This is a genomic window from Georgenia ruanii (genome assembly GCF_009193175.1).
GTDB lineage: Bacteria > Actinomycetota > Actinomycetes > Actinomycetales > Actinomycetaceae > Georgenia > Georgenia ruanii.
Genome location: NZ_VUKE01000027.1, coordinates 25,294 through 50,932 on the forward strand (window position 1 = coordinate 25,294; position 25,639 = coordinate 50,932).

Genomic DNA, 25,639 nt, shown 5'->3' on the forward strand with positions numbered 1-25,639 from the left:
CGCGTGGGAAGTGCGCGGACGTGGGGAGAGTGCGGACGCCGGACCCGACGTGGGAGGGGTTCCCTAGGCTGGGCCTCATGACTGCCGCGACCCCAGCCCCACTGACGGCCGAGACCCTGCGCATCGGCGCCCACGTGCGCCACGACGACCCCGTCGCCGCCGGGCTGGAGCGCGGCGCGGCGCTGAGCCAGTTCTTCATCGGCGACCCCCAGGGCTGGAAGAAGCCGGTGGTGGCCTACGACGGCGGGGCGCCGGCCCTGCGCGCCGCGGCCGAGGAGGCCGGCATCGACCTGTACGTCCACGCGCCGTACGTCCTCAACGTCGCGACGACGAACAACCGGATCCGCATCCCCAGCCGCAAGCTGCTCCAGCAGCAGATGGACGCCGCGGCCGAGGTCGGCGCGAAGGGCCTGATCGTCCACGGCGGGCACGTCGGCTCCGACGCCGAGCTGGAGACCGGCTTCGACAACTGGCGCAAGGCGGTGGAGCGCACCGACATCAAGGTCCCGCTGCTCATCGAGAACACCGCCGGCGGCAACCACGCGATGGCTCGTCAGCTCGAGCGCATCGCCCGGCTGTGGGACGTGATCTCCGGGGCCGAGGGCTTCGACCGGGTGGGGTTCTGCCTGGACACCTGCCACGCGTTCGCCGGCGGCAGCGACCTGACCACCGTCGTCGAGCAGGTCCGGGAGGTCACCGGGCGCATCGACCTCGTGCACCTCAACGACAGCCGCGACGCGTTCAACTCCGGCGCCGACCGGCACACCAACCTCGGCACCGGGACCATCGACGCCGACGCGCTCGCCGGCGTGGTGCGCGAGGCGGGCGCCGCGGTGGTGTGCGAGACCCCCGGCGGGGCCGTGGAGCACCAGGCGGACTTCGCCTGGCTGCGCGCGCGACTCTGACCCGCCTCGGCCGAGCACCGAGCACCGAGCACCGAGCACCGAGCTGACGCTCGGCGGCGCTGGGCCATCCCGGTCCCGCCGGGCGTCACCGCCCGGGCGCCGACGCGGCCTCCGCCTCGGCGGCGATCCAGGCGCGCGCGGCCACCAGCTCGGCGACGAGCGTCTCGGTGAGCAGGCGGACGTCGTCCTCGTCGTCGTGCGGGTAGCGCAGCACGTAGGCGGCACCCTCGAGATCCCCGCCCACGCTCACCACGGTGGTCCGCCGGGGCAGCGTCCACTCGAGGATGCCGTCGTCCCAGGAGGACCCGGCGTAGGACAGCAGCCGGTAGTCGGTGTTCTTGGTGAGGTAGACGTCCACGTGGGCCCAGTCACCGGACTCGCAGGCGACGGCGGCGCGCCGGGGTCCCTCGCGCAGCATGAGGGCGGACTGCTGCGCCGAGCTGAGCCGGCGCGCCGGGGCGGCGATGTGTGTGCCGGCCGGGCCGAGGAGGAGGTCGGCGACGACCGGGCGCCAGTCCGCCTCGGTCGCCAGCAGGTGGGCGGTGGCCTCGGCGGCCTTCTCCACCGTGGCGGCGAGCCGCTCGGCGGGCCGGCCCAGCAGGTGGTCCTCCAGCGCCAGGAGCATCACGAGCGTGTGCTGGAAGCTGCGGCAGGCCACCCCGCCGAGCTCCGGCTCCGCGGCCATGAGCACGGTGCTCGCGGCGAGCCGGGTGATCGGCGAGCCGGGCACGTTCGTCAGCGCCGTCACCGTGGCGCCGTCGTCGAGCCGGCCCAGGGCGTCGATCGTCTCCCTCGACCCGCCCGTCGCGGAGATGGCGACGGCGAGGGTTCCACCGCCCCACCGCGGCAGCAGGTCGCTGCTGGCGAGCTCGGCGACGGAGAGCAGCCCCTGCGCCCGCATCCGCCGCGCCGCGACACCGGCGGCGTAGGCCGAGGACCCCATCCCGAGCAGGACGACGCGCCCGGGCAGCGGGTGCAGGTGGCGCCACGGGTTCGCCTCGCGCAGCGAGGCGGCCAGCGCGGCGAGCACCTCGGGCTTGCGGGTGAGGTCGGCGAGGAACTCCTCGGGCTTCATCGGGCTCCCTCCACGAGCTCGGGCAGCGCACCGGCGGGCACGTAGGCCCAGCGGGGCAGGTGGGTCGCGGCGTAGGTGAACTCCCGGCACACCTGCCGCAGGCGGAACGGGCGCAGCAGCGCCTCCTCGAGCAAGTCCGCACGCCCGGCCGCGGCCAGCGTCGCCCGGTAGGCGTCGAGGAACGCCTGCACGAACTCGCCGGTCATGCGCTCGACGCGCGCGGGGTCGAGGTCCGGGTGGTGCTTGCGCAGCACGAGCCCGGCGTGGCGGATCGACTGGGTCATGCCGGCGACGTCGAGCGCGGGCGGCTGCGCCCTGGTGCGCTGCGCGGGCGGCACCACCGGGTTGCCGTCGAAGTCGATGACGGCGTAGGACTCCCCGGCGCGCAGCACCTGGCCGACGTGCAGGTCGCCGTGCCCGAGCAGCATGGGGGTCCCGGCCAGCTCCGGCGGCGGCACCGCCCCCGCGGCGATCTCGTCGCGGTGCCGCGCGAGCTGGGCGTGCTCGGCGCCGGTGGTCGCCTCGAGGGCGCGTCGCAGGTCGGCCCGGGCCTCCGTGTGCCAGCGGGCGACGTCGGCCGCGTCGGCCGGCCGGCGGGTGGGCAGGAGCGCGAGGTGAAAGTGCGCGACCAGCTCGCCAAGCCGCCGACCGGGCGTACGCACGGCGTCCGGACCGTCGGTGCAGGCGCGGCGCAGGTCCTCCACCGCCCAGGTCCAGCCGTCGACGGCGCCCGGCAGGTAGGCGGTGACGCTCGCGACCAGTCGTGGTGCGGCCGCGCGCGAGGGCAACCACTGCACCAGGCCCCACGGGCGCGGGGTGCCCGTGAAGCCGGCGCGCTCGAGCAGCTCGAGGATGGCGGGGGCCGGGTGCGGTCCCTCGGTGGCCTGGAAGGTCCACTTCACCACGCCGCGCCCGCCGAGCACGACCGACTCGTTCGTCTGGTCGACGTCGATCGCGGCCTCCCCGGTCACCGGCTCGGCGTGCCAGCTGGTGAGGACGAAGGCCCCCACCTCGCGGCTGCCCCCGCCGAGCAGGCCCGCGAGGGCCTCGGCCGCGCCGTCGCCGGCCCGGGCGCGCCGCACGCCGGAGCCGGCCGCGACCAGCGGGACGGGGTACGTGCGGCCGGCGGCGTCGGCCACGAGCGTCAGCCAGCGCCCGGGCGCCAGGTCGAGCGCGTCCAGGTAGCGGGGAGCGCCGGCGGGCTGGTCGTCGCCGTCGGCCCGGTGCGGCGGCAGGAGCGAGGCCCAGGACGCCAGCTCGACGGCCCGGCGCAGCGGCGTCCTCACGCCTGCGCGGTGGCGGCGGGCTCGAGGCCGGCTTCCCGGGCGTGCGCGTGCTCCAGCCCGACCGACTCGATGATCTCCGCCGCCTTGCGGAGCCCGTCGCGGGCCCGGATGCGCTCGCCGATCGCGGCGAGCCGGGCGCGCAGCTCGGTGTCCGCGAGCAGCGTCTCGACGGCGCCGTTGAGCTCCGCCGGCGTGAACTCGTAGGTCTTGAGCCGGATGCCGTAGCCGAGCTCGTGCATCCGCTGGGCGTTGTCGTACTGGTCCCAGAACAGGGGCAGCAGCACCATCGGCTTGCCGAAGTGCAGGGTCTCGGTGGTGGTGTTGTTGCCGCCGTGCGTGATGACCAGGTCCACCTGCGGGATCACGGTGGTCTGCGGCAACGTGGCCGCGCCCACCATGTTGGCCGCGAGGGTGATCTTCTCGGCCACCGGGCCCTTGCTGACGATGAAGCGGTGCGGGCTGTCCGCGAGCGCGTCGACGATGCGCTGCATGAGCGCGACGTCGGCCCCGCCCAGGGAGCCGAGCGAGACGTACACCAGCGCGCTGCCCGCGGGCCGGTCGGCCACCTCGGCGGGCAGCTCGTAGGCGTCGTCGGTGAGCCGGACGCTGGAGTCGATGCGGTGCCAGCCGGGGTCGAGGGGCCGGCGGCCGGTGTAGTCGGCCTCCTCGGGGTAGACGTAGAGATTGGCGGCGTTGTCGCGGGGCATGAACTCCAGCTCGGGCAGCGGGGCGGCGCCCTGCTCGACGACCCAGGCGTTGAACGCCTCCCACATCTCGCGGTGGGTGCGCTCGAACTCGGCACGGAAGGGTTCCCAGGCGGCCGGGTCGTCCTGCGCGAGGCCGGACAGGCCGGGGGCGACGTCCGACCCGGGCACCTCGAGCGGGTTGCAGGAGACGATCCGGACGAAGGGCGCGCCGCTGGTGGTCAGGGCCGGGAAGAGCACCACGTTGTCCTCGACCAGGACGTCCGGCCGGGTCTCGGCGATGATCGCGCGCAGGGCCGGCTCGGCGTACTTCGCGCCGTCGATGAGCGCCTGGTAGGTGGGGCGGACGAAGGTCTCGAGCTGCTCGGTCGTGGGCTTGCAGAACTCCGGCGCGGTCTCGGCGATGAAGTCGGTCCAGAACTGCCCGGCGTCCTCCTCCCCGGCGTCCGGGTCGGGCTCGGCGAGGTCGACCAGGCGCTCCTCGAAGCCCAGCGGGCTGAGCCGGCCGGCCCAGGAGGACTCGGACGCGAAGATCACCCGGTGCCCGCGCTTGAGGAGCAGGTCGCCCAGGCCGATGCACTGGTTGGTGGGCCCGTAGGCGGACTCGGGGAGGAACAGGACAGTCAGCTTCGTCATCGGAGCTCCTTGTCGGTGAGAGGCGGTCAATCGGTGGAGAGCGTCGGTTTCCCGGTGGGGACGGTGGGTCGGTCGAGCGGGTGGCCGGTGGCCAGGCGGGCGTAGTCGAGGATCAGCTCCGTCGCGGCGCGGCGGTCGATCATGGGGTGCCGGGCGACCATCCGGTAGCCGTACGCGTCCTCGAGGGCGACGATGTTGCGCGCGATGGTCAGGGACGGCTGCGCCAGCACGAACGCCCCGGCGGCGGCGCCCGTCTCCAGGAGCAGCTGGTACATCGAGACCTGCCGGTCGTACAGGGACGTCAGCATGGCGCCGTAGACGGGGTAGCGCCCGGCGGCGCCGCCCAGCTCGCACATCAGCCGGACCGCCTCGTCGTCGGAGTCGTGCGGCAGCCCGGAGGCGATCGTGACGACGAGCTTCTCCGCCGGGTCGGCGATCGCGGCCACGGTGCGCAGGCGCTCGTCGTAGAACCGCTCCACGCCGGCCCGGTTCGCCTCGACCAGCAGCGTCTGGATGTCCGGGAAGTGGTACAGCACCGCTCCGGGGGTGAGGCCGGCCTGCTGGGCCACGTCCTTGAGGCGCACATCGGCCCCGTGCTCCGCGACGGCACGCCGCGCCGCCGCGATGAGACTCTCGCGGCGCTGCTTCCTGCCTACGGACATGACGGCGGCCATCTCTCGAGGGGACGAGTCGTGGCGCAGAGCATGGCACGCGACCGGACGAATTTGAAGAGCGATTCAGGAAATTCCTCCTGCCGCCCCCAAATCGGGGCAGTCAGGGCATTGCCAAGTCTGAATCGACGTGCAAATCTTTGCGCCCAAGGGCCCGGCACCGGCGCCGCGTCCTCCCCCGATGATGTGGAGAATCCCGTGACGAAGTTCCCTTCTCGGCGCAGCACCGCCGTCGCGGCCCTCGGCACCAGCACCGCGGTCCTGCTCGCCGCCTGCGGCGGCGGCTCCGCCGACGAGCCCGCCGCCCTCGACCCGGACGCCGACCTCACCAAGCAGACCATCGTGGTGTCCAACTGGGAGTCCTACATGCCCGAGGACATCGCCGACATCGTCAAGAAGGAGACCGGCGCCACCGTCAAGGTCACCCACCACGCCACCAACGAGGACCTCGTCGCCAAGGTCACCGCCGGCGGCGGCGAGGGCCTGGACGTCATCTTCGGCACCGCCCCCTTCCTCGAGGCCTTCGCCAAGGAGGGGCTGCTCGAGCCCATCGACCCCTCCCTGCTCGAGCACTGGGGGGAGCTCGACACCCTGGCCACCGACAGCGCCGTGGTCGACGGCCAGACCTACTGGGCGCCCTACACCTGGGGCACCACCGGGATCTGCTACCGCGAGGACCTCGTCGCCAAGACGCCCGACAGCTGGTACGACCTGCTGACGCCCGCGGCCGAGTACAAGGGCAAGGTCACCATGATGGGCACCGACCGCTGGGCGGTGCTGCCCGCGCAGAAGGCCCTCGGGTTCTCGGCCAACACCACCGACGAGGCGGAGATGACCCAGGTGAAGGAGCTCATGCTGCAGGCGAAGCCGAGCCTCCTCGCCTACGACGACAACACCTTCTACGAGCGGCTCATCAGCGGCGAGGCCGTCATGGTGGAGGCCTGGGACGGCTGGTGCAACTACGGCACCGCCGAGAACGAGAAGATCAAGTTCGCCGTCCCGAAGGAGGGCTCCGACCTGTTCGTCGACGGCATGGCGATCCTGAAGTCCTCCAAGAGCAAGGAGGCCGCCTACGCGTTCATCGACACGGTGCTGAAGCCGGAGAACCACGCCTGGGCCGCGGAGAACATCCTGTACAACGTGCCCAACCAGGCCGCCCTCGACCTGCTCCCGGCCGACCTCCTCGAGAAGTACGACGTCCTGGGCGCCCGACGTTCCGAGATGCTCAAGGGCGAGCCGCTGACGGACATCGGTGAGGCCATGTCCCTCTACACCCAGATCATCACCGAGGTCACGGCCTCCTGATGTCCACCCCGCCCGCTCGGCCCGGGCGCCGCCGCCGCGGCGCCCGGCTCGAGCCGACCCTCCTGCTCGCGCCCGGACTGCTGTACCTGACCGTCTTCGTGGCCGTCCCCGTGCTGCTGGTCGCGGCGTACATGTTCGCCACCCGCGGCCGCTTCTCCGGCGTCGAGTGGACCTTCACGCTCGGCAACTTCTCCCGGGCGCTGGAGCCGATCTACCTGCGGGTCCTCGCCGACTCCCTCGTGATCGCGGGGCTCGCCACCGTGGTCGCCTTCCTCATCGGCTACCCGACCGCCTACGCCATCACCAAGCTGCCGTCCCGGTGGCGCACCGTGGCCCTGGTGCTGGTCGTGGTGCCGTTCTGGACAAACTTCCTCATCCGGACCTACGCGTGGATCGTGCTGCTCAACAGCCAGGGCCTGGTCAACGACGCCCTGGTGGCGCTCGGCCTCGTCGACGCCCCGGTCGATCTGCTGTACACCACCGGCGCGGTCGTGGTGGGCATGGTCTACGCGTACCTGCCGCTGATGATCCTGCCGCTGTACGCCGCCATCCAGAAGGTCGACCCGGAGCTCCTCGAGGCCTCCGCCAACCTCGGCGCCACCCGGGCCCGGACGTTCTGGAGCGTGACGTTCCCGCTCACGCTGCCGGCCACGCTCACCGGCGCGATCCTTGTGTTCGTCCCGTCCATGGGCAACTTCGTCATCCCCGAGCTCCTCGGCGGCGGCAAGGTCTCCATGGTGGGCAACCTGGTGCGCGACCAGTTCCTGCGGGCGCGCGACTGGCCGTTCGGCGCGGTGCTGGCGATGATCCTCATCGTCCTGCTCGTGGTGCTGTTCCTCGTCCAGTCCCGCATCGCGCGGTACATCGAGGGCGGTCGCCGTGCGTAGCGCCAGGACGGCCGTGCGTAGCCCCAGGACCGCCGGACCGGGCCGGCTCTGGATCGCGCTGGCGGCCTGCGGGGTGTTCCTCTACCTGCCGATCCTCGTGCTGATCGGGATGTCCTTCAACGCCTCCCGGTCGGCGTTCACCTGGGGCGGCTTCAGCTTCCGTTGGTACGGCGAGCTCGCCCGCAACGGCGACCTGATCGGGGCGCTGGGCACCTCGCTCGTGGTCGCCGTCGGCGCCACCGTCGTCGCCACCGTGCTGGGCACGACGCTCGCGGTGGGCCTGGCCCGGCACGTGCGCTCCACCGCGCTCGAGGCGGCGTCCATGGCGCCGGGCATCTTGCCGGACCTCGTGCTGGCGATCGGGCTGCTGTCCTTCTTCACGCTCGCGTCGATCCCCACCGGGACGCTCAGCGTGCTCATCGCCCACTCGGTGTTCGGCACCGCGTTCGTCGTCGCCGTCGTGCGTGCCCGGCTGAACGGCACGGACGCCTCGGTGGAGGAGGCCTCGCGCGACCTCGGCGCCAACGCCGCCACCACGTTCCTGCGGGTGACGCTGCCGTCGATCGCCCCGGCGGTGGTGGCCGGCGCGCTGCTGGTGTTCACCCTCTCGCTCGACGAGTTCGTCATCGCCTACTTCACCGCCGGCCCCACCACCCAGACGCTGCCGATCGCCATCTACGCGATGGTCCGCACCGGCGTCACCCCAGTGATCAACGCCCTCGCGACCGTGCTCATCGCCATCACCGTCACCGTGATCGTCGTCGCGGCCCGCGCCGTGCGCAGAACGGAGAAGCCCGCATCATGACCGCCCTGGACTCCGGCACCGCCACCCGGACGGCCCTGCGCCCGCTGCTGCAGGTCTCCGAGGTCAGCCGCGCGTACGGCGACGTCACGGCGCTGGACGACGTCTCCCTCTCCATCGGCGAGAACGAGTTCTTCGCGCTCCTCGGGCCCTCCGGCTGCGGGAAGACGACGCTGCTGCGCTCGATCGCCGGGTTCGAGCAGCCCGACGCCGGCGGCATCCTGCTCGGCGGCGAGGACCTCCTCGCCATGCCGCCGCACCGCCGCCCGGTCAACCTCATGTTCCAGTCCTACGCGCTGTTCCCCCACATGAACGTGGCGAAGAACGTCGCCTACGGCCTGGAGCGGGAGAGGCTGCCCCGTGCCGAGATCGACCGGCGGGTCGGTGAGGTCCTCGAGACCGTCGGGCTCTCCGCCATGGGCGGGCGCCGCCCGGCCCAGCTCTCCGGCGGGCAGCGCCAGCGGGTCGCGCTGGCCCGGGCCATCGTCAAGCGCCCCAAGGTGCTGCTGCTGGACGAACCGCTCTCCGCCCTGGACCGCAAGGTCCGCGGGGAGATGCAGCTCGAGCTCAAGCGGCTGCAGCACGAGGTGGGCATCACGTTCGTCATCGTCACGCACGACCAGGAGGAGGCGCTGTCGATGGCGGACCGCATCGCGGTCATGGCCGCCGGACGCCTGCAGCAGGTGGCCGACCCCGTCGAGCTGTACCGCCACCCGCGCAACCTGTTCGTCGCCGACTTCATCGGCGCGAGCACCCTGGTGGCCGGCACCGCGGCCGCCGGCACCTTCACCGCCGGCGACCTGGGTCCGCTGCCCGGCACCGTGCCGGCGGACCTCACCGGTCCCGCACACCTGGTCCTGCGGCCCGAGTGGGTCCGGCTGACCGAGCCGGAGCACGGCCTCCTGCGCGGCACCGTCCGGGACGTGCAGTTCCACGGCGGCGGCTCGACCATCGCCGTCGCCGTCGCGGGCCTCCCGACGCCCCTGCTCGTGGGCGTCCCGGGCGCCACCGCCACGGAGCGCGGGGCCGCCGTCGGGGTGTCCTGGAACGCCGGGGACGCCGTCGTCGTGCAGGACGAGCTCGCGTGAGCCGCGAGCTCGCCGACGCCCGCCCGCTCCCGGTGTGGTGGGAGGACCGCGACGTCGCCGCCGTCTCCGGCCCGCTCACCCGGTCCACCACCGCCGACCTCGTCATCGTCGGCGGGGGGCTGACCGGGCTGTGGGCCGCGATCCACGCCCTCGAGGAGGCGCCAGGCCGGGACGTCGTCCTGCTGGAGGCCACGCACGTGGCGGCGGGGGCGTCCGGCCGCAACGGGGGCTTCGTCTCGGAGTCCCTCAGCCATGGCCTCTCCCACGGCGAGGCCACCTGGCCGGCGGAGCAGGACGCGCTGGTGCGGCTGGGCCGGCAGAACGTGCGCGAGATCGGCGAGTTTTTGCGCGCCGAGGGGATCGACGCGGACTTCCGCCTCTGCGGCAAGTCCATGATGGCGACCCGCCCGCACGAGGTGGCGGCGCTGCGCGCCGCGCACGAGCTGAGCGAGCGGTACGGCGAGGAGTCGCACCTGCTGGAGCGGGACGAGGCCCAGGCCGACGTGCACTCCCCCACCTATCTGGCCGGGCTGCGCACGCTGGGCGGGGGCCTGGTGGACCCGGCCGCGCTGTGCGCCGGGCTGCGTGACGCCGCCCTGGCCCGCGGGCTCCGCCTGCACGAGTCCACCGCGGTGACCCGGCTCGAGCGCGACGGCGCCGGCGTGCGGTGCCGGACCGCGCACGGCGACGTCCGCGCCCGCCAGGTGGTGGTCGCGACCAACGCCTTCGACCCGCTGCTGCGCCGGCTGCGCGCCTACGTCATCCCGGTGTGGGACTACGTGCTCGCCACCGCGCCGCTGACGCCGGCCCAGCTCGAGGCGGTCGGCTGGCGGCACGCCCAGGGCCTGACCGACGCCGGCAACGAGTTCCACTACTACCGGCGCACCCGGGACGACCGGATCCTGTGGGGCGGGTACGACGCCGTCTACCACTTCCGTCGCCCCACCGCCCCGCACCACGAGCAGCGGGACCGGACCCACGAGCTGCTCGCCCGCCATTTCCGCGAGACCTTCCCCCAGCTCAGCGACGTCCGCTTCACCCACCGGTGGGGCGGGCTCATCGACACCACCTCGCGGTTCACGCCCGTGTTCGGCACCGCGCTGGGCGGCCGGGTGGCGTACGCCGTCGGCTACACCGGCCTGGGCGTGGCCGCGTCACGCTTCGGTGCGCGAGTCGCGCTCGACACCCTCGCCGGGCGCGAGACCGAGCGCACCCGCCTGGCGCTGGTGCGCAGGCCCCCCGTCCCCGTCCCGCCGGAGCCGCTGCGGTGGCCGGCGGTCCAGGTCACCCGGGCGGCGCTGGCCCGGGAGGACCGCACCGGGCGGCGCGGGCCCCTGCTGCGGGTGATGGACCGCTTCGGCGTCGGCTTCAACAGCTAGGAGAGAACATGGCACACGGACTCCACGTCGACGGCGTCACCCGCCCCGGCAGCGGCGAGGCCGCCCTGCTCGTCGACCCCGCCACCGGCGACATCGTCGACACCGTCAGCCAGGCGAGCGCCGCCGAGGTCACCGCCGCCGTCGACGCGGCCGCGGCCGCCTTCCCGGGCTGGGCGGCGCGCACCCCCGGGGAGCGGGCACGGGTGCTGCTGCGCCTGGCGGACCTGCTGGAGGACGACGCCGAGGCGCTCACGGACCTCGAGGTGGCCGAGACGGGCAAGCCCGTGGCCGTCTTCCGCGACGGGGAGCTGCCCTTCGCGGCCGACAACCTCCGCTTCTTCGCCGGCTCCGCCCGCTCGCTGGAGGGCACCGGGGCGGGCAGCTTCAGCGCCGGCTACACCTCGATGCTCGTGCGCCGCCCCCTCGGGGTGGTCGCCGGCATCGCCCCGTGGAACTTCCCGCTCGTCATGGCGGTCTGGAAGATCGGCCCCGCCCTGGCCGCCGGCAACACCATCGTGCTCAAGCCGGCACCGAGCACGCCGCGCAGCGCCATCCGGCTGGCCGAGCTCGCCGCCCGGGCCGGCCTGCCCGCGGGCGTGCTCAACGTCGTGACCGGCGGCGCCGACGTCGGCCAGGCGCTGGTGCACGACCGCCGGGTCGCGATGGTGTCCGTCACCGGCTCGCCCGGCGCCGGCCGCGCCGTGATGGAGTCGGCGGCGACGAGCACCAAGCGGGTGCACCTCGAGCTCGGCGGCAAGGCGCCGGCGCTGGTCTTCGGCGACGCCGACCTCCAGGCGGCGGCCACGGCGCTGACGATGGCCGCCACCTACAACAGCGGCCAGGACTGCACCGCCGCCACCCGGGCGTACGTGCACACCTCCGTCGCTGACCGCCTGACCGGCCTCCTCGCCGAGCAGATGGGCCGGGTCCGGGTGGGGCACCCGCGCGAGGAGGCCACCGACATCGGCCCGCTGGTCTCGACCGGGCACCGCGACCGCGTCCACGGGTTCGTCACCCGGGCCGTCGCGGCCGGCGCCACGCTGCGTGCCGGCGGGGTGCTGCCCGAGGGGCCGGGCGCCTACTACCCGCCGACCCTGCTCACCGGCGCGGCGCAGGACGCCGAGATCGTCCAGGACGAGGTGTTCGGGCCGGTGCTGGTGCTGGGCACGTTCGAGACCGAGGACGAGGCCGTCGCGCTGGCCAACGACAGCGCCTACGGCCTGGCGTCCTCGATCTGGACCACGGACGTGGCCACCGCCCTGCGCGTGGCCCCGCGGATCCAGGCGGGCGTCACCTGGGTCAACGACCACCTGCCGATCGCGTCCGAGGCCCCGCACGGCGGCGTCAAGGGCAGCGGCTTCGGCAAGGACATGAGCCACGAGGCGGTGCTGGAGTACACCGTCACCCAGCACGTGATGATCAAGCACGCGCTCCGGCAAGCCCACGACTCCTTCCGCCCGGCCTGAGCGGCGCCCGACCGCGGCACCGAGGGAGATGCCCATGGCAGAGCGGCTTCGCACGGCGACCCACGTCGGCAGCTACGAGGTGCGGGTCGAGGACGGGCGCGCCGTCGCCCTCACGCCGGTCGCCGAGGACCCCTGGCCCAACCGGCTCGGCGACGGGCTGCTCGACGTCCAGCGTGGCCCCCTGCGGATCACCCGCCCGATGGTCCGCGCCGGCTGGCTCGAGCGGGGCCCCGGACCGGCGCACGGGAGCCGGGGCGCGGAACCGTTCGTCGCGGTCGACTGGGAGACCGCCTACGACCTCGTGGCCGGCGAGCTCGCCCGGGTGCGCAGCGAGCACGGGGACGCCGCGGTGTACGGCGGCTCGTACGGGTGGGGCAGCGCCGGGCGGTTCCACCACCCGCAGAGCCAGATCCACCGCTTCCTGCGCCTGGGCGGCGGGTACACCGACTCGGTGAACTCCTACAGCGCCGGCGCCATGGAGGTGATCCTCCCGCACGTCATCGGCGGGGACTCGTGGGCGTTCGCCGAGCGGGGCGTCCAGTGGCCCGACATCGCCCGCGACGGCGAGCTCGTCGTGAGCTTCGGCGGGCTCGCCCCCAAGAACGCCTACGCCAACGCCGGCGGCGTGGGCCGGCACGTGCAGCCCGAGTGGCAACGCCGCTGCAAGCAGGCCGGCGTGGCGTTCGTCAACGTCTCCCCGCTGCGCACCGACGCCGCCGACCTCCTGGAGGCGGAGTGGATCGCGCCCCGGCCGGGCACCGACGTCGCGCTCATGCTGGGCCTGGCGCACGAGCTGGTCCGGACGGGCCGGCACGACCTGGACTTCCTCACCCGGTGCTGCGTCGGCTGGGACCGGTTCGCGCGCTACCTCAGCGGCGACGTCGACGGGGTGGCGAAGGACGTCCGGTGGGCGGCCGCGATCTGCGAGGTCGCCGCCGGCGTGCTGATGCGCCTCGCGGAACGGATCGCCACCCGCCGGACGACCATCAACGTCAGCTGGTCGCTGCAGCGGATGCGCCACGGCGAGCAGGTGCACTGGATGGGCGTCGTCCTCTCGGCGATGTCGGGCTCCCTGGGCCGCCCGGGCGGCGGGTACGCCGGCGGGCTGGGCATCTCGCAGATGGGCGTCCGGCCCCGGCGGCACCGGATCGCCGCGCTCCCGCAGGGACCCAACGCGGTCGGCGAGTCGATCCCCGTCGCCCGGATCGCCGACATGCTGCTCGCGCCGGGCGCGCCGTACGAGTACGACGGCGAGCGGCGCACCTACCCGCACGTCCGGCTCGTCTACTGGGCGGGCGGCAACCCGTTCCACCACCATCAGGACCTCAACCGGCTGGTGGAGGCCTGGCAGCGGCCCGACACGGTCGTCTGCCACGAGTCGTGGTGGAACCCGCTCGCCCGGTTCAGCGACGTCGTCCTGCCCGTCGCGACGCCGCTCGAACGGGAGGACTTCGCCGTCGGCATGATGGACCTGACCGTGACCGCCATGCACCGCGTGCTCGAGCCCCCGCCCGGCGTCCCCACGGACTACGAGGCCTTCGCCGCCCTCGCCCGACGGCTCGGGTTCGGGCCGGCGTTCACCGAGGGGCGCACCGCCGCGGCGTGGGTCCGAGAGCTCTACGCCCGCACCCGCGACGGCCTCGCCGGGGAGGGGATCGGCCTGCCGTACTTCGAGGAGTTCTGGTCCTCCGGCGTGGCGAGAACCCCCGAACCGGCTCCCGTGCCGGAGCGCTCCTTCGCGCTGCTGCGCGCCGACCCGGGGGCGCATCCGTTCGAGACGCCGTCGGGGCGGATCGAGATCTACTCGGCGACGGTCGCGTCGTTCGGGTACGACGACTGCCCCGGACACCCGACGTGGCTGGAGCCGGAGGAGTGGCTCGGCGGCCGGGCGGCCCGCCGCCACGGGCTGCACCTGGTCTCCAACCAGCCCCGGACCCGGCTCCACAGCCAGCTGGACCACGCGGCGCACAGCCGCAAGTCCGAGGTGCACGGTCGAGAGCCCATCCTCCTCCACCCGGACGACGCGCGTGCCCGCGGGGTGGCGGACGGTCAGGTGGTCCGCGTGTTCAACGACCGCGGGGCGTGCCTGGCCGGCGCCCGGCTCACGACCGACGTGCGGCCCGGCGTGGTGGTGCTGTCCACGGGCGCGTGGTTCGACCCCGAGGAGCCGGGCCGCCCCGCCTCGCTGGAGCGCCACGGCAACCCGAACGTCCTGACGCCGGACCGGGGGGCGTCCCAGCTCTCGCAGGGGCCGTCGCCCGGCTCGTGCCTCGTCGAGCTCGAGCCCTGGGCCGGGCCCCTTCCGCCGATCGGGTGCTTCACCCCGCCGGAGATCCGGTGACGATCGCCGACGACGGCCCCGAGGGCCTGGCCGTCAGGGGTCAGGCCCGGGCGACCCGGCCGGTCTTGGCCACGTCCCGGCGCCCGTGCACCGCGTGGTAGAGCCCGGCGGCCAGGACCGCCAGGACGGCCAGCAGCGCGTACATGGTCGTGTACCCGGTGGCCGAGACCAGCACGCCGAGGAGGATCGGCCCCACGCCGATGCCGACGTCGGCCAGGAGCAGCAGCGTCGAGATGCCGGTGCCGAGCTTGTGCGGCGGCACGGCGCTGACGGCGATGGCCTGGGCGGCGGGCATCAGGGTGCCGTAGCCCAGACCGGTGAGGGCGCCGGCCACGACGACGTGCCAGTCGGCGTCCGCCACGGCCAGCAGGCCCAGGGCCAGCACGAAGCAGACCAGGCCCAGGTAGACGACGACGTTGTCGCCCTTGCGGTCCTGCACGGTGCCGAGCACGAACCGCATGAGGAGCATCGCGATCGCGTAGGCGACGAAGAACAGCCCCGCGCCGGCCACCACGTCGCGCTGCTCGGAGTAGGCGTTCAGGTAGGTGATGACGCCCGCGTAGCACAGGCCGATGACCAGCATGAAGCAGCCGATCGGGACGACCGCCGGGTGGGCGATGTCGCGGAAGGAGAAGCGGGCACGCCTCGCGGGGGCGGCGCCCGCCTCCCGGGCGGCCCGCTCGGCGGCGGCCTCGGCCTCGCGCTGGTGCAGGGGCTTGCGCAGGAACAGGCCGAGCAGCAGCCCGACGACGGCGGTGCCGAGCACGGTCCAGAACATCGCGTCGTAGCCGACGGAGCCCACGAGCAGCAGGCCCAGGGCCGGGCCGACCGCGGTGGCCAGCGTGGTGGCCAGCGCGAGGTAGCCGGTGCCCTCGGCGCGGCGGGAGGCGGGGATGGCGGACTGCGCGATGGCCATGGTGGCGGTGCTGGCGAAGGCGTAGGCGGCGCCGTGCACGGCCCGCACCCCGATCAGCAGGGCCAGGGACCCGGCGGGCACGTAGAACGCGCAGGCCACGACCACCACGGCCAGGGCGACGAGCATGACCTTGCGGCGGCCGAGCACGTCCACGAGGTACCCGGAGACGAGGCGGGCCGCGGTGGCCCCGACGACGAAGGCGCTGGAGGCGAAGCCGCTGGCGGCGTCCGAGGCGGCGAACTGCTTCACCGCGTACAGCGCCATCGTCGTCACGAGGATGTAGAAGACGAGGTACTGGATGAAGCTGACCAGCCAGGCCAGGACGAACGTCGGCGTGAAGACCGGCTCCTTGGCGCGCTGGGGTGGGGCGGCGGCACCGTCCGGTAGTGCGATCTGCTGCTGCACGTCGACGGGGGAGGTCACAACACGCCTTTCCGGTTTCTTTCCTGTTACTTAGGCTCCCTAATTTTACGCGTTTTCCGGTCCGTCTGGGTTGTGATGTTCGTCCGGGCGCCGTCAGCGCGAGCCCGCGTCCCGGATCTCGATGACGGCCTTGCCCCGCACCCGGCCGGTCTCGAGGGCGCGGATGGCCTCGGTTGCCTGGTCGAGCGGGTAGGTCCGGTCCAGGCTGGGCGTCACCGTGCCGGCCTCCAGGAGCGCGGTGAGCCGCTCGAGGGTCTCGGCACGCACGAGGCCGAGGAACATCGTCAGCCGCTGGCGCACGAACGGGGACAGGGCGAGCGCGGCCAGCTGCCGGCCCATGCCGCCGGTGAGGCTGCCGCCCTCCTCCCCGCCGGTGAGGACGGCGGTCCCAGCGGGCGTCAACGCGCGGCGCAGGCGGGAGATCGTCGGGTTGCCAGCGATGTCGAGGATGAGGTCCCAGCGGTCGCGGCCGTCGGCGAAGTCCTCGCGGGTGTAGTCGAGGACGTGGTCGGCGCCGAGGGCGCGCACGAGGTCGAGCTTCGCCGTACTGGCCACGCCGGTGACCTCCGCCCCGGCGGCCTTGGCGAGCTGGACGGCGTAGCCACCCACGCCGCCGGACGCGCCGATGACGAGGACCTCCTGGCCCGCAGCGAGACGACCCGCGGCGAGGCCCTGCAGGGCGGTGCACGCCGAGACCGGCACCGCGGCGGCCTGGGCGAAGGTGAGGTTCACGGGCTTGCGGGCCAGCTGCTTCTCCGTGGCGACGGCGTACTCGGCAAAGCTGCCGTTCCCGGCGCCGTAGACCTCGTCGCCGACGGCGAACCGCGTCACCTTGGGCCCCACGGCCACCACCGTGCCGGCGAGGTCCATCCCCAGCACGGGGTTCCGCGGCCGACGGACGCCGAAGGCGAGACGGCCCAGGTAGGGCAGCCCGGTCATCAGGTGGACGACGCCGCGGTCGAGACCGGCCGCGCGCATCTCGACGAGCACCTCCCCGTCGCCGACGGCGGGACGCGGGAGCGAGGCGAGGCGGACGACGTCGGCCGAGCCGTACTCCTCGCGGACGGCGGCACGCATGGTGGCGTGCGGCTCGGCGGGATCGGCCGAGGTCCTCGCGGTCACTGACTGCCGCTCTGATGCCATGACATGCCCTTCGTCGGGCGGCGGGACCCGGCGCCCCGCCTTACTTAGTAAGGGAGCGTAGCCTTACAAAGTACGATCGTCTAGCGCGGTGGAGATGCCGCTCGGAGGGACAGCGGACATGGCAGACGGAGCAGGCGATGGGCCAGCGCGCGCGCCGCTCACCCGCGAGCGCGTGCTGGGCTGCGCCGTCGCCCTCGCGGACGCGAAGGGGCTCGGCGCGCTCACCATGCGTTCCCTCGCGCAGGAGCTCGGCGTCAAGCCCATGTCGCTGTACCACCACGTGGCCAACAAGGACGCCATCCTCGACGGCATCGTGGACATGGTCTTCGCTGAGATGGAGCTCCCGTCGCCAGGTGGCGACTGGCGCGCCGAGCTCGCCCGCCGCGCGACCTCGGCGCGCGGCGTGCTGCGCCGCCACCCCTGGGCCATCGCCCTCATGGAGTCGAGGGCGGTGCCGGGGCCGGCCAACCTGCGCCACCACGACGCCGTGCTCGGCACCCTGCGGAAGGCCGGGTTCTCGGTGCCGATGACCGCGCACGCCTACGCGCTCCTGGACGCCTACGTCTACGGCTTCGCGGTCCAGGAGGCGGCGCTGCCGTTCGGCCCGGACTCGCCCCCCGACGTCACCGCGTCGATCGCGGCCCAGATCTCCCCCGACGACTACCCCCACCTCGTCGAGCTGGCGACGACGCACGCCATGCAGCCCGGGTACGACTTCGGCGACGAGTTCAAGTTCGGCCTCGGCGTCATCCTCGACGCGCTGGCGGCGGCCCTGCCCTAGCCGCCGGTCACCACGAGCCCGGCGACGGCCGGGTCAGCCCCACGGTGTCCGCGAAGGAGTGCGGCGGCACCGGGTCCAGCCCGTCGGGGGTGTTGAGGTAGCCCGGCGCGCTGCCGGCGACGCCGGTGTGCCCGTACTGCCACACGATCCGGTTCTGCGCCGGGTCGAGCACGATCACGCGGTGGTTGTCGTCGTCGTTGAGCAGGATGTCGCCGTTGGGCAGGCCCTCGGCCAGGGACGGATGGTTGAGCCGGCCCTCCCCGCCGCCGGGGTTCCAGCGCCACAGCGTCGTGCCGGACTGGTCGAAGACCACCACCTGCCCCGGGTTCGTGTAGTCGGCCGTGACGTACTGGCCCAGCCTGAGCTCGCTGGAGTCAGACGGGTAGGTCGCCCCCGGCACGTGCACCGCCCAGAACACGTGACCGCTCCGGTCCAGCTCGTCCACCCACGCCCCGTTGATCTCGGTGACGAGGAAGTGGCCGTTCGGCAGGGGGAAGACCCCGTTCGGGCTGCCGAACTGGGTGGGCGGGTGGTGCGTGCACGAGCCGAGCGTGCCCAGGCCCCACACCGGACGCGGCGACGACGGCGACAGGTCGACGACCCGGCAGTTCTTGATGTCGGCGGCCACGACCGTGCCGTCGGGCAGCTTCATCGCGTCGTCGGGGTTCCACAGCTGGTTCGGCCCCGACCCGTGCCTGCCCGGGGTGCCGTACCGCCAGACGATCTTGCGGGTGGCGAGGTCGACCTCGGTGACGACGAAGTCGTCCTCCTGGGTGGCGATCAGGCTCGTGCCGTCGGGGCTGACGAAGACGTCGTCGGGGACCTTGAACGTCTGCCCCGGCGCGAGGTCGCCGGGCTGCGGCCACTGCCACAGCACCTGGCCCTGCGGGCTGACCACGACGAGGCGGTTGTTGTGCTTGTCGGCGATGACGATCGGCCCCGGCAGCACCGAGGGATCCGACTTGGGGGCCAGGTGGCCCGGAACCCCCGGCGCGGCTGCCGGGGGCCACGCGGAGGCCTGGCCCGGGCCCGGTGGGCCGGAGGGTGGGCCGGGGGCCGGGTTCGACGAGGCGGTGCTCGCCGTCGTCGGCGAGACCTTGTGCCCGTCGGGCTCGCGGGGGCCCGCGGTGCAGGCCAAGACGGACAGGCTCAGGGCGAGCGCCAGGGCGAGCGCGGCCAGGCCGCGCGATCCCCGCCTGCGTCGCGGCCGGCGGGACGTGCCCACCACTCCACCGCTGCCGGTGCGAGCCACACGGGCAAGGTAGTCGGCTCAGCCCGGGAGGACCACCACGCCGTCGTCGTCGCCGACCAGCCGCGCCCCGTGGGTGAACGTCACCCCGCCGAAGGTGACGGCGACGTCCCACTCCCCCGGCTCCCCGAGCACGGCCTTGACCAGCGCGTTGTCCAGGTGGCACCGGACAGTGGCGATGGTGCCGGCGAAGACCCGGCGGCCGCCGTACTGGCGCAGCTGGGTGTCGCAGGACTGCAGGGCCTCGTATCGCAGGACTGCAGGGCCTCGCCGTGCTCGTCGTAGAGGTCGGCGGTGGCCGGTGCCGTCATACGGGCACCCCGTGCTTGACCGCGAGCACCGGGCACTCGGCCTCGAGGAGGATGCGCTGGGAGTTGCTGCCCAGCAGCAGCTTTCCCACCGGGGTGCGGCGGCGCAGGCCGATGACGATGAGGTCCGCCCGGTGCTCCTGGGCGGCGCCGAGCACCTCGTCGGCCGCGGAGCGCCCGCGCACCGGCTGCAGCAGCAGGTGCTCGACGCCCGCCTCGCGCAGGTGCTCCTCCGCGCCGGCGAGCTCGTCCGCGCCGACGATGCGCGGGTCGGCGGGCGCCTCCCCCCGGGAGGAGTTGATGACGACGAGCAGCGCCTCCTCCTTGCGCGCGAGCTCGGTGGCGTGCCGCAGCGCGGCCTGCCCCTCCGGGGTGGGGATGTAGCCGACGACGATCTTCATCTCTGCTCCGTACGGGTGGTCGGGCTGGCGGACTCGACGGACTCGCGAGGTCCGGGGTCGGCGGGGGCCCCGGGTTCGCCGTCCCCGGGGAGTGCGGCGCCCGCGCGCCGGCCGGCCGGCGCCGTGGCGGGGGCTCCACCCCGCGCGCGGCGGACGACCCACGCCAGCAGCGGCCAGAGCAGGACGACCGCGATGATCACGTAGATCACCACCGCCAGCGGCTCGTTCCACAGGCCGGAGGCGTGCCCGGCGCTGAGCTGGAGCGCCCGACGCATCTGTGCCTCGGCGAGCGGACCGATGATCACGCCGATGATCAGCGGCAGGACCGGCAGCCCGTAGCGCCGCATGAGCAGCCCGAGCAGGCCCAGGACGAGCAGCAGCACCAGGTCGAACGCCTGCATGTTGACCGAGTAGGCCCCCAGCGTGGCGAAGAAGAGGATGCCGGCGTACAGGTACGGCCGCGGGATCTGCAGCAGCTTGGCCCACGCGGGCGCCAGCGGCAGGTTGATGACGAGCAGCAGGGCGTTGCCGATGAACAGCGAGGCGATGAGGCCCCACACCAGCTCCGGCTCCCGCTGGAGCAACAGAGGCCCGGGCTGGATGCCGAACTGGATGAGCGCGGCCAGCATGATCGCCGCGGTGGCGTTGGTCGGCAGACCGAGGGAGAGCATCGGGACGAGGGTGCCCGCGGCGGAGGCGTTGTTCGCCGCCTCGGGCCCCGCGACGCCCTCGATGGCCCCGTGCCCGAACTCCTCGGGCTTCTTCGCCAGCCGCTTCTCGGTGATGTACGACAGGAAGGTGGGGATCTCGGCGCCGCCCGCCGGCAGCGCGCCGAAGGGGAAGCCGAACGCGGTGCCGCGCAGCCACGGCTTCCACGAGCGGCCCCAGTCCTGCCGGCTCATCCACGGACGTCCCACGGGGATGGTCGCCGACGTGGTGCGCCGCAGGTGGGCGGCGACCCACAGGGCCTCGCCAACGGCGAAGATCGCCACCGCGATGACCACGACGTCGATGCCGTCGACCAGCTGCGGCTCCCCGAAGGTCAGCCGGCGCTGCCCGGTGACCGGGTCCATGCCGATGAGCCCGATCGCCAGGCCCAGCGCGAGCGACGCGAACCCGCGGACCCGGGAGCTGCCCAGCACCGCCGTCACCGCCACGAGGGCGAGCAGCATGATCGCCAGGTAGCTCGGCGCGCCCAGCGAGATCGCGAACCGCACGACCACCGGCGCGCAGAACGCCAGCAGGGCGGTGCCGATGGTGCCGGCGACGAACGAGCCGATGGCCGCCGTCGCCAGGGCCTGCGCGGCGCGCCCGGCCTTGGCCATCTTGTGGCCCTCGATGGCGGTGACCACCGTGGAGGACTCGCCGGGGGTGTTGAGCAGGATCGAGGTGGTCGACCCGCCGTACATGCCGCCGTAGTAGATGCCGGCGAACATGATCAGCGCGCTCGTGGGCTCCAGCGCGAAGGCGACCGGCATCAGCAGCGCGATCGTCATGGCCGGCCCGATGCCGGGGAGCACGCCGACGGCGGTGCCGAGCAGCACGCCGACGGTGGCCCAGAGCAGGTTGACGGGGGTGGCGGCGGTGAGGAAGCCGTCGGCCAGTGCGGAGACCACGTCCATCTAGAGCACCCCCTCGAGGAGCCCGGCGGGCAGGTGGATGCCCAGGCCGAGGTAGAAGCCGTAGAAGGTGCCCAGGGCGAGGACGAGCGAGACGAGGGCGTCCCGGACGTAGTGGCGGCTACCCAGGGCCATGACCGAGCCGAAGAAGAGCAGCGCCCCGGAGATGACCCAGCCGAGGGTGTCGATCAGCACGATGTTGGCCGCGAAGACCGCGACGAGCGGGACGACGGTGCGCCAGTCGGTGGGCTGGCTGAGGTCGACGTCCTCGCCGCCCTCGACCTCCCCGCGCCCGCCGCGCAGCACGTCGATCGTCAGCACCACGGCCGCGGTGCCGAACAGCAGGGCGGCGACGAGGTAGGGCACCACCCTGGGGCCGATGGGGTCGGCCTGGGAGTACGGGGCGTGCAGGCCCAGCGCGTCCAGGAGGACCAGGGCGCCGACCGCCCCGAGCAGGGCGGCGACGCCCAGCTCGGAGCGGCCGGGCGCGCGCCGCGTCGTCGTCGCGGAGGTCATGCCAGCCCGAGCTCCGTGAGGACGTCGGCGACGCGCTTGTCCTGCTCGGTGAGGAAGGTGCCGAACTCGTCGCCGGTGATGAAGGCGTCGGTCCAGCCGTTCTTCGTCAGCGCGGCGTCCCACTCGGGGGTGTCGTGCATGGCCTCGAGGGCGCTGATCCAGGCGTCGCGGTCGGCGTCGTCGATCTTCGGCGGGGCGACGATGCCGCGCCAGTTGGTGAAGACCAGGTCGATGCCGGCGTCCGTGAGGGTGGGGGCGTCGATGCCCTCGACCGGCTTCTCGCTGGAGACGGCCAGGACGCGGATCTCGCCGGTCTCGATCTGGTCCTTGAACTCGCCGGCGCCGGAGGTGGCGAAGCCGAGCTTGCTGCCGAGGATGGCGGGCAGCAGGTCGCCGCCGCCGTCGTAGGAGACGAAGTTGACCTTCGTGGGGTCGATGCCGACGGCCTGGGCCAGCTGCATCGGCAGGAGGTGGTCGGGGCCACCGGGGTTGGAGCCACCGCCCACGGAGAGCCCGGGCCGGGTCGGCCTTCCACGCGGCGACGAGGTCGTCGATGGTCTGGAACGGTGAGCCGGCCGCGACCATGACCGCGCCCGGCTCCTCGATGAGCTTGGCCAGCGGGGTGGTCTCCGTCAGCGTCGCCTCGGACTGGTTGGTGTAGCTGGCGCCGACGACGCCGAGGCCCATGAGCATGGCGAGGTCGCCGTTGCCGGCCTCGGAGACGGTGCGGGCGAGGCCCACGGTGCCGCCGGCGCCCTCGAGGTTGAAGACCTCCAGACCGGAGGAGAGCTTCGCCGTCTCCATGACCTGCGCCGCCGTGCGCGCGGTCTGGTCGTAGCCGCCGCCGGGCGAGTTGGGGACCATGATCCGCTTGTCGGTGAGCACCTCGGCGGCGGAGCCGGTGGCCGCGCCGGTGGCGGCGTCCTTCGAGCTGGTGACGCCGCAGGCGGTGAGGGCCAGCGCGGCGGCGGCCAGCAGGGCGGGGACGGCGAGCGTGGTGGTGCGGTGCATACGAGCCTCGCCTCTGAGGGGGCTGGGCCCTCGTCATCGTGGTCGACGGCGCCGCCCCGGTCAGCATTGCGGTCGCAGTGATCGTTGAGTTCTTTGTGGTCGCGAACCGGACGGCGGGGCGGGGCCGGTGGTGGTGGCACCATGTCCCCGCGGCCGCGCGACCGCGTCAGCGCCGATGAGGAGGTAGAGGTGCGCCCGAGCCGGATGACCCTCGCGGGGCAGTTCCTCGTCCTCCAGCTGCTCATCGTGCTGCTCGTCGTGGTCACCGTGGGCGGGCTGTCCTTCGCGCAGACCGGGCGACAGCTCGAGCGCGCGGAGACCCGGCGGGCCCTGTCCGCGGCCGAGAACCTGGCCGGCACCCCCACCGTCCGGGCGCTGCTGCCCTCGGCGCTGCCCGGTGGCAGCTCGCCGCTGGCGGCCGTAGGCGAGACGGTCCGGTCGGTGTCGGGCTCGACGTCCGTGGCGCTGCTGCGCCCGGATCGGACGGTGCTGACGTCCTCGGCGCCCGACCTGGTGGGCGCGACGCTGCACCACGACGGCCCCCGGGCCGGCATCGGCTCGTGGACGGGCCCGGTGGCGTCCAGCGCGGTCGCCGCCGAGGTGCCGGTGCTCGACGAGAGGGGGCGCCACGTCGGCACGGCCCGGGTGGGCCGGGAGCTGCCGTCCGTCGCGGACCGGCTCGCCGTGGCCGGCCCGGACCTGCTGGTCTACGGCGGGCTGGCAACGACGATCGGGGTGCTCGGCTCGACGATGCTCTCCCGCCGCATCAAGCGCCAGACGCTCGGCCTGGAGCCCACCGAGATCGCCGGGCTGGTCGAGCACCGCGAGGCCCTGCTGCACGGGATCAAGGAGGGGGTCCTCGCCCTGGACACCGCGGGGCGGGTCACGCTGCTCAACGACTCGGCCCGGCTGCTGCTCGCCCTGCCGCCGGACGCCGTCGGCCGACCGCTGGAGGAGCTGACCCAGGACGCCGAGCTGCGCGAGGTGCTCACCGGCGCCCCCACGACGCCCGACCGGCTCGTCGCCGTCGGCGCCCGCCTGCTCGTGCTCAACCGCATGCCGGTGCGCTCGCGCGGGGCGGTGATCGGGTCGGTGACGACGATGCGCGACCAGACCGAGCTGCAGGCGATGGAGCGGGCGCTGGACACCTCCCGGCGCACCACCGGCACGCTGCGGGCCCAGACGCACGAGTTCTCCAACCAGCTGCACACCATCTCCGGGCTGCTGCAGCTGGAGCAGTACGACGAGGCGGTGCGCTTCGTCGAGGGCGTGAGCCACCACCGCGAGAACGTCTACGCCCAGGTCACCGCGCGGGTGGCCGACCCGCCGCTCGCCGCGCTGCTCATCGCCAAGGACTCCCTGGCCGCCGAGCGCGGCTCGCGCCTGGTGCTGGCGCCGCAGTCGCAGCTGGGCCGGGTGGACGAGCCGCTCTCGCGCGACCTCATCACCGTGGTCGGCAACCTCGTCGACAACGCGCTCGACGCCGTCGCCGGCACGCCGGAGCCCCGCGTCGAGATCGCGCTGACCGAGGACGCGGAGGCGGTGACCGTGCGGGTGAGCGACTGCGGGTCCGGGGTGGACGCGGCCGACGTCGAGCGGCTGTTCCGCAGCGGGTTCTCGACCAAGGGCTCTCCCGAGCCCGCCGGGCGCGGCTACGGCCTGGCGCTGGTGCGGCTGGTGTGCCGCCGCCGCGGCGGCGACGTCACGGTCCACAACGACGCCGGCGCCGTCTTCACCGCCCGGCTCCGGAAGACCGCGGCGGAGGTGGCGGCATGATCGACGTCCTCGTCGTCGACGACGACTACATGGTGGCCAAGATCCACGAGGGGTTCGTCGGCCGGTGCGCGGGGTTCCAGGTGGCCGGGGTCGTGCACGACCCGGCGAGCGCGCTGGCCGCCGCGAAGCGGCTCCAGCCCGACCTGGTGCTGCTCGACGTGTACCTGCCCGGCGCGTCCGGCCTGGACATCCTCACCGCCCTGCGCGAGGCGGTCCCGGACATGGACGTCATGATCGTCACCGCCGCCCGGGAGGCCGACACGGTCAAGCGGGCGGTGCGCGGCGGGGCGGTGCAGTACCTCATCAAGCCGTTCACCTTCGCGGACCTGCGCCAGCGGCTGGAGCACTACCGGCAGACGCACCGGGCCCTGTCGCCCGGGGCGACGGCGGCGCAGGTGGAGGTGGACCGGCTCTTCGCCACGCCGCGCACGGCGACGCAGCCGCCCAAGGGCCTGAGCGCCGAGACGCTCCAGCTCGTCGCCGACGTGCTGACGAGCTCCGGCGGGGACCTGTCGGCGGCGGAGGCGGCCGAGCTCGCCGGGATCTCCCGGGTCAGCGCCCGGCGCTACCTCGAGCACCTCGCCGACAGCGGCCGCGCGGAGGTGCGGCTGCGCTACGGCGAGGTGGGCCGGCCGGAGCGGCGGTACGCCGCGCGGTGACGGGCGCTGCCGGCCGCAGTCGCGCGTCAGGGACGCGAGGCCGTCGCCTCCTGGCCGGTGAGCTGGGTGGCGAGGACGTTGCCGAGGGCGGTGTCGGGGTCGAGGAAGCCGGGCGTGGTGGGGATGAGCGGCCAGCCGGTGTAGGCCTCGGCGAGGTAGGTCGACCCGGCGCGGGAGGTGGTGACCAGGTCGAGCTCGCCGAGCTGGCGGCGCCGGTCGAAGGTGGAGGCGCCGGGGTGGGTGTGCAGCATCGAGGTCATCCACCAGGAGAAGTGCTGGGCCTTCCACACCC

22 protein-coding genes and 2 pseudogenes are annotated in these 25,639 nt (G+C 73.8%); 11 read left to right on the forward strand and 13 right to left on the reverse strand.

The window, feature by feature from the left end:
• Positions 1–77 precede the first annotated feature (77 nt).
• The gene (locus GD880_RS19000; RefSeq protein ID WP_152233182.1) at positions 78–905 is read left to right on the forward strand and encodes a deoxyribonuclease IV; all 828 of its coding nucleotides are present in this window, start codon (positions 78–80) and stop codon (positions 903–905) included.
• 85 nt (positions 906–990) lie between these two features.
• On the opposite strand, the gene GD880_RS19005 is transcribed toward GD880_RS19000, so the two are convergent.
• Genes GD880_RS19005 through GD880_RS19020 form a run of 4 tightly spaced genes read right to left on the reverse strand, consistent with a single transcriptional unit; the run spans position 991 to position 5,280 of the window.
• Positions 991–1,980, reverse strand: coding sequence for an SIS domain-containing protein (locus GD880_RS19005; RefSeq protein ID WP_152233183.1), 990 nt, complete (start codon positions 1,978–1,980; stop codon positions 991–993).
• Positions 1,977–3,266 carry an aminoglycoside phosphotransferase gene (locus GD880_RS19010; protein ID WP_152233184.1) on the reverse strand — a complete coding sequence of 430 codons (1,290 nt, stop codon included), beginning with the start codon at positions 3,264–3,266 and terminating at the stop codon, positions 1,977–1,979. The genes GD880_RS19005 and GD880_RS19010 overlap by 4 nt, the downstream gene beginning before the upstream one ends.
• Positions 3,263–4,606, reverse strand: a complete 1,344-nt coding sequence (locus GD880_RS19015; protein WP_152233185.1) for a glycosyltransferase — start codon at positions 4,604–4,606, stop codon at positions 3,263–3,265. Before GD880_RS19015 ends, GD880_RS19010 begins: the two co-directional genes overlap by 4 nt.
• A gap of 26 nt (positions 4,607–4,632) precedes the next feature.
• Positions 4,633–5,280 (reverse strand): TetR/AcrR family transcriptional regulator, encoded by a 648-nt coding sequence (locus GD880_RS19020; protein WP_226909829.1) that lies wholly within the window; start codon positions 5,278–5,280, stop codon positions 4,633–4,635.
• Positions 5,281–5,475: 195 nt separating this feature from the next.
• Between GD880_RS19020 and GD880_RS19025 the strand changes: the two genes are divergently transcribed.
• From GD880_RS19025 to GD880_RS19055, 7 genes are read left to right on the forward strand one after another with little or no spacing between them, the layout of a single operon-like run.
• Positions 5,476–6,582 (forward strand): polyamine ABC transporter substrate-binding protein, encoded by a 1,107-nt coding sequence (locus GD880_RS19025; protein ID WP_226909830.1) that lies wholly within the window; start codon positions 5,476–5,478, stop codon positions 6,580–6,582.
• Positions 6,582–7,469 (forward strand): ABC transporter permease, encoded by an 888-nt coding sequence (locus GD880_RS19030; RefSeq protein WP_152233186.1) that lies wholly within the window; start codon positions 6,582–6,584, stop codon positions 7,467–7,469. Before GD880_RS19025 ends, GD880_RS19030 begins: the two co-directional genes overlap by 1 nt.
• 13 nt (positions 7,470–7,482) lie before the next feature.
• Positions 7,483–8,274 (forward strand): ABC transporter permease, encoded by a 792-nt coding sequence (locus tag GD880_RS19035; protein WP_226909831.1) that lies wholly within the window; start codon positions 7,483–7,485, stop codon positions 8,272–8,274.
• Positions 8,271–9,359 carry an ABC transporter ATP-binding protein gene (locus tag GD880_RS19040; RefSeq protein ID WP_152233187.1) on the forward strand — a complete coding sequence of 363 codons (1,089 nt, stop codon included), beginning with the start codon at positions 8,271–8,273 and terminating at the stop codon, positions 9,357–9,359. Before GD880_RS19035 ends, GD880_RS19040 begins: the two co-directional genes overlap by 4 nt.
• Positions 9,356–10,738: an NAD(P)/FAD-dependent oxidoreductase gene (locus GD880_RS19045; RefSeq protein ID WP_152233188.1), complete on the forward strand. Its 1,383-nt coding sequence runs from the start codon at positions 9,356–9,358 to the stop codon at positions 10,736–10,738. Before GD880_RS19040 ends, GD880_RS19045 begins: the two co-directional genes overlap by 4 nt.
• A gap of 8 nt (positions 10,739–10,746) precedes the next feature.
• On the forward strand, positions 10,747–12,204 hold the full coding sequence (locus GD880_RS19050) for an aminobutyraldehyde dehydrogenase (RefSeq protein ID WP_152233189.1): 1,458 nt from the start codon (positions 10,747–10,749) through the stop codon (positions 12,202–12,204).
• A gap of 34 nt (positions 12,205–12,238) precedes the next feature.
• Positions 12,239–14,545 carry a molybdopterin-dependent oxidoreductase gene (locus GD880_RS19055; protein WP_152233190.1) on the forward strand — a complete coding sequence of 769 codons (2,307 nt, stop codon included), beginning with the start codon at positions 12,239–12,241 and terminating at the stop codon, positions 14,543–14,545.
• Positions 14,546–14,585: 40 nt separating this feature from the next.
• On the opposite strand, the gene GD880_RS19060 is transcribed toward GD880_RS19055, so the two are convergent.
• Together GD880_RS19060 and GD880_RS19065 are read right to left on the reverse strand one after the other, a co-directional pair.
• On the reverse strand, positions 14,586–15,854 hold the full coding sequence (locus GD880_RS19060) for an MFS transporter (RefSeq protein WP_152233201.1): 1,269 nt from the start codon (positions 15,852–15,854) through the stop codon (positions 14,586–14,588).
• Between the two features lie 123 nt (positions 15,855–15,977).
• On the reverse strand, positions 15,978–17,027 hold the full coding sequence (locus GD880_RS19065) for an NAD(P)-dependent alcohol dehydrogenase (protein ID WP_226909833.1): 1,050 nt from the start codon (positions 17,025–17,027) through the stop codon (positions 15,978–15,980).
• Positions 17,028–17,145: 118 nt separating this feature from the next.
• On the opposite strand from GD880_RS19065, the gene GD880_RS19070 reads away from it, so the two are divergent.
• On the forward strand, positions 17,146–17,808 hold the full coding sequence (locus GD880_RS19070) for a TetR/AcrR family transcriptional regulator C-terminal domain-containing protein (protein WP_152233191.1): 663 nt from the start codon (positions 17,146–17,148) through the stop codon (positions 17,806–17,808).
• A gap of 7 nt (positions 17,809–17,815) precedes the next feature.
• Here GD880_RS19070 and GD880_RS19075 read toward each other — a convergent pair whose 3' ends face one another.
• From GD880_RS19075 to GD880_RS19100, 6 genes and pseudogenes are all read right to left on the reverse strand, one after another.
• Positions 17,816–18,757: an NHL repeat-containing protein gene (locus tag GD880_RS19075; RefSeq protein WP_152233192.1), complete on the reverse strand. Its 942-nt coding sequence runs from the start codon at positions 18,755–18,757 to the stop codon at positions 17,816–17,818.
• A gap of 321 nt (positions 18,758–19,078) precedes the next feature.
• On the reverse strand, positions 19,079–19,192 hold the full coding sequence (locus GD880_RS21205) for an RraA family protein (RefSeq protein WP_344382640.1): 114 nt from the start codon (positions 19,190–19,192) through the stop codon (positions 19,079–19,081).
• Positions 19,193–19,364: 172 nt separating this feature from the next.
• Positions 19,365–19,766, reverse strand: a complete 402-nt coding sequence (locus GD880_RS19085; protein WP_152233194.1) for a universal stress protein — start codon at positions 19,764–19,766, stop codon at positions 19,365–19,367.
• The gene (locus GD880_RS19090) at positions 19,763–21,388 is read right to left on the reverse strand and encodes a tripartite tricarboxylate transporter permease (protein WP_152233195.1); all 1,626 of its coding nucleotides are present in this window, start codon (positions 21,386–21,388) and stop codon (positions 19,763–19,765) included. Before GD880_RS19090 ends, GD880_RS19085 begins: the two co-directional genes overlap by 4 nt.
• Entirely contained in the window at positions 21,389–21,901 is a 513-nt protein-coding gene (locus GD880_RS19095; RefSeq protein WP_152233196.1) for a tripartite tricarboxylate transporter TctB family protein, read from the reverse strand.
• Positions 21,898–22,912, reverse strand: a pseudogene (locus tag GD880_RS19100) (Bug family tripartite tricarboxylate transporter substrate binding protein). The gene GD880_RS19095 and the pseudogene GD880_RS19100 overlap by 4 nt, the downstream one beginning before the upstream one ends.
• Before the next feature lie 141 nt (positions 22,913–23,053).
• Between GD880_RS19100 and GD880_RS19105 the strand changes: the two are divergent.
• Positions 23,054–24,688, forward strand: a complete 1,635-nt coding sequence (locus tag GD880_RS19105) for a sensor histidine kinase (RefSeq protein WP_319593279.1) — start codon at positions 23,054–23,056, stop codon at positions 24,686–24,688.
• A complete protein-coding gene (locus GD880_RS19110; protein WP_152233197.1) occupies positions 24,685–25,347 on the forward strand; it encodes a response regulator in 663 nt (220 codons plus the stop codon). The genes GD880_RS19105 and GD880_RS19110 overlap by 4 nt, the downstream gene beginning before the upstream one ends.
• A 26-nt stretch (positions 25,348–25,373) precedes the next feature.
• Here the strand turns inward: GD880_RS19110 and GD880_RS20925 are convergent.
• Positions 25,374–25,639, reverse strand: a pseudogene (locus GD880_RS20925) (hypothetical protein); the annotation flags it as partial.

Excerpts from the sequence above, each read along its gene's own strand:
- GD880_RS19000 (WP_152233182.1), top strand. The coding sequence starts at position 78 with ATGACTGCCGCGACCCCAGCCCCACTGACGGCCGAGACCCTGCGCATC.
- GD880_RS19005 (WP_152233183.1), bottom strand. The coding sequence starts at position 1,980 with ATGAAGCCCGAGGAGTTCCTCGCCGACCTCACCCGCAAGCCCGAGGTG.
- GD880_RS19015 (WP_152233185.1), bottom strand. The coding sequence starts at position 4,606 with ATGACGAAGCTGACTGTCCTGTTCCTCCCCGAGTCCGCCTACGGGCCC.
- GD880_RS19020 (WP_226909829.1), bottom strand. The coding sequence starts at position 5,280 with ATGGCCGCCGTCATGTCCGTAGGCAGGAAGCAGCGCCGCGAGAGTCTC.
- GD880_RS19030 (WP_152233186.1), top strand. The coding sequence starts at position 6,582 with ATGTCCACCCCGCCCGCTCGGCCCGGGCGCCGCCGCCGCGGCGCCCGG.
- GD880_RS19040 (WP_152233187.1), top strand. The coding sequence starts at position 8,271 with ATGACCGCCCTGGACTCCGGCACCGCCACCCGGACGGCCCTGCGCCCG.
- GD880_RS19050 (WP_152233189.1), top strand. The coding sequence starts at position 10,747 with ATGGCACACGGACTCCACGTCGACGGCGTCACCCGCCCCGGCAGCGGC.
- GD880_RS19055 (WP_152233190.1), top strand. The coding sequence starts at position 12,239 with ATGGCAGAGCGGCTTCGCACGGCGACCCACGTCGGCAGCTACGAGGTG.
- GD880_RS19065 (WP_226909833.1), bottom strand. The coding sequence starts at position 17,027 with ATGGCATCAGAGCGGCAGTCAGTGACCGCGAGGACCTCGGCCGATCCC.
- GD880_RS19070 (WP_152233191.1), top strand. The coding sequence starts at position 17,146 with ATGGCAGACGGAGCAGGCGATGGGCCAGCGCGCGCGCCGCTCACCCGC.
- GD880_RS19085 (WP_152233194.1), bottom strand. The coding sequence starts at position 19,766 with ATGAAGATCGTCGTCGGCTACATCCCCACCCCGGAGGGGCAGGCCGCG.
- GD880_RS19090 (WP_152233195.1), bottom strand. The coding sequence starts at position 21,388 with ATGGACGTGGTCTCCGCACTGGCCGACGGCTTCCTCACCGCCGCCACC.
- GD880_RS19095 (WP_152233196.1), bottom strand. The coding sequence starts at position 21,901 with ATGACCTCCGCGACGACGACGCGGCGCGCGCCCGGCCGCTCCGAGCTG.
- GD880_RS19105 (WP_319593279.1), top strand. The coding sequence starts at position 23,054 with ATGTCCCCGCGGCCGCGCGACCGCGTCAGCGCCGATGAGGAGGTAGAG.
- GD880_RS19110 (WP_152233197.1), top strand. The coding sequence starts at position 24,685 with ATGATCGACGTCCTCGTCGTCGACGACGACTACATGGTGGCCAAGATC.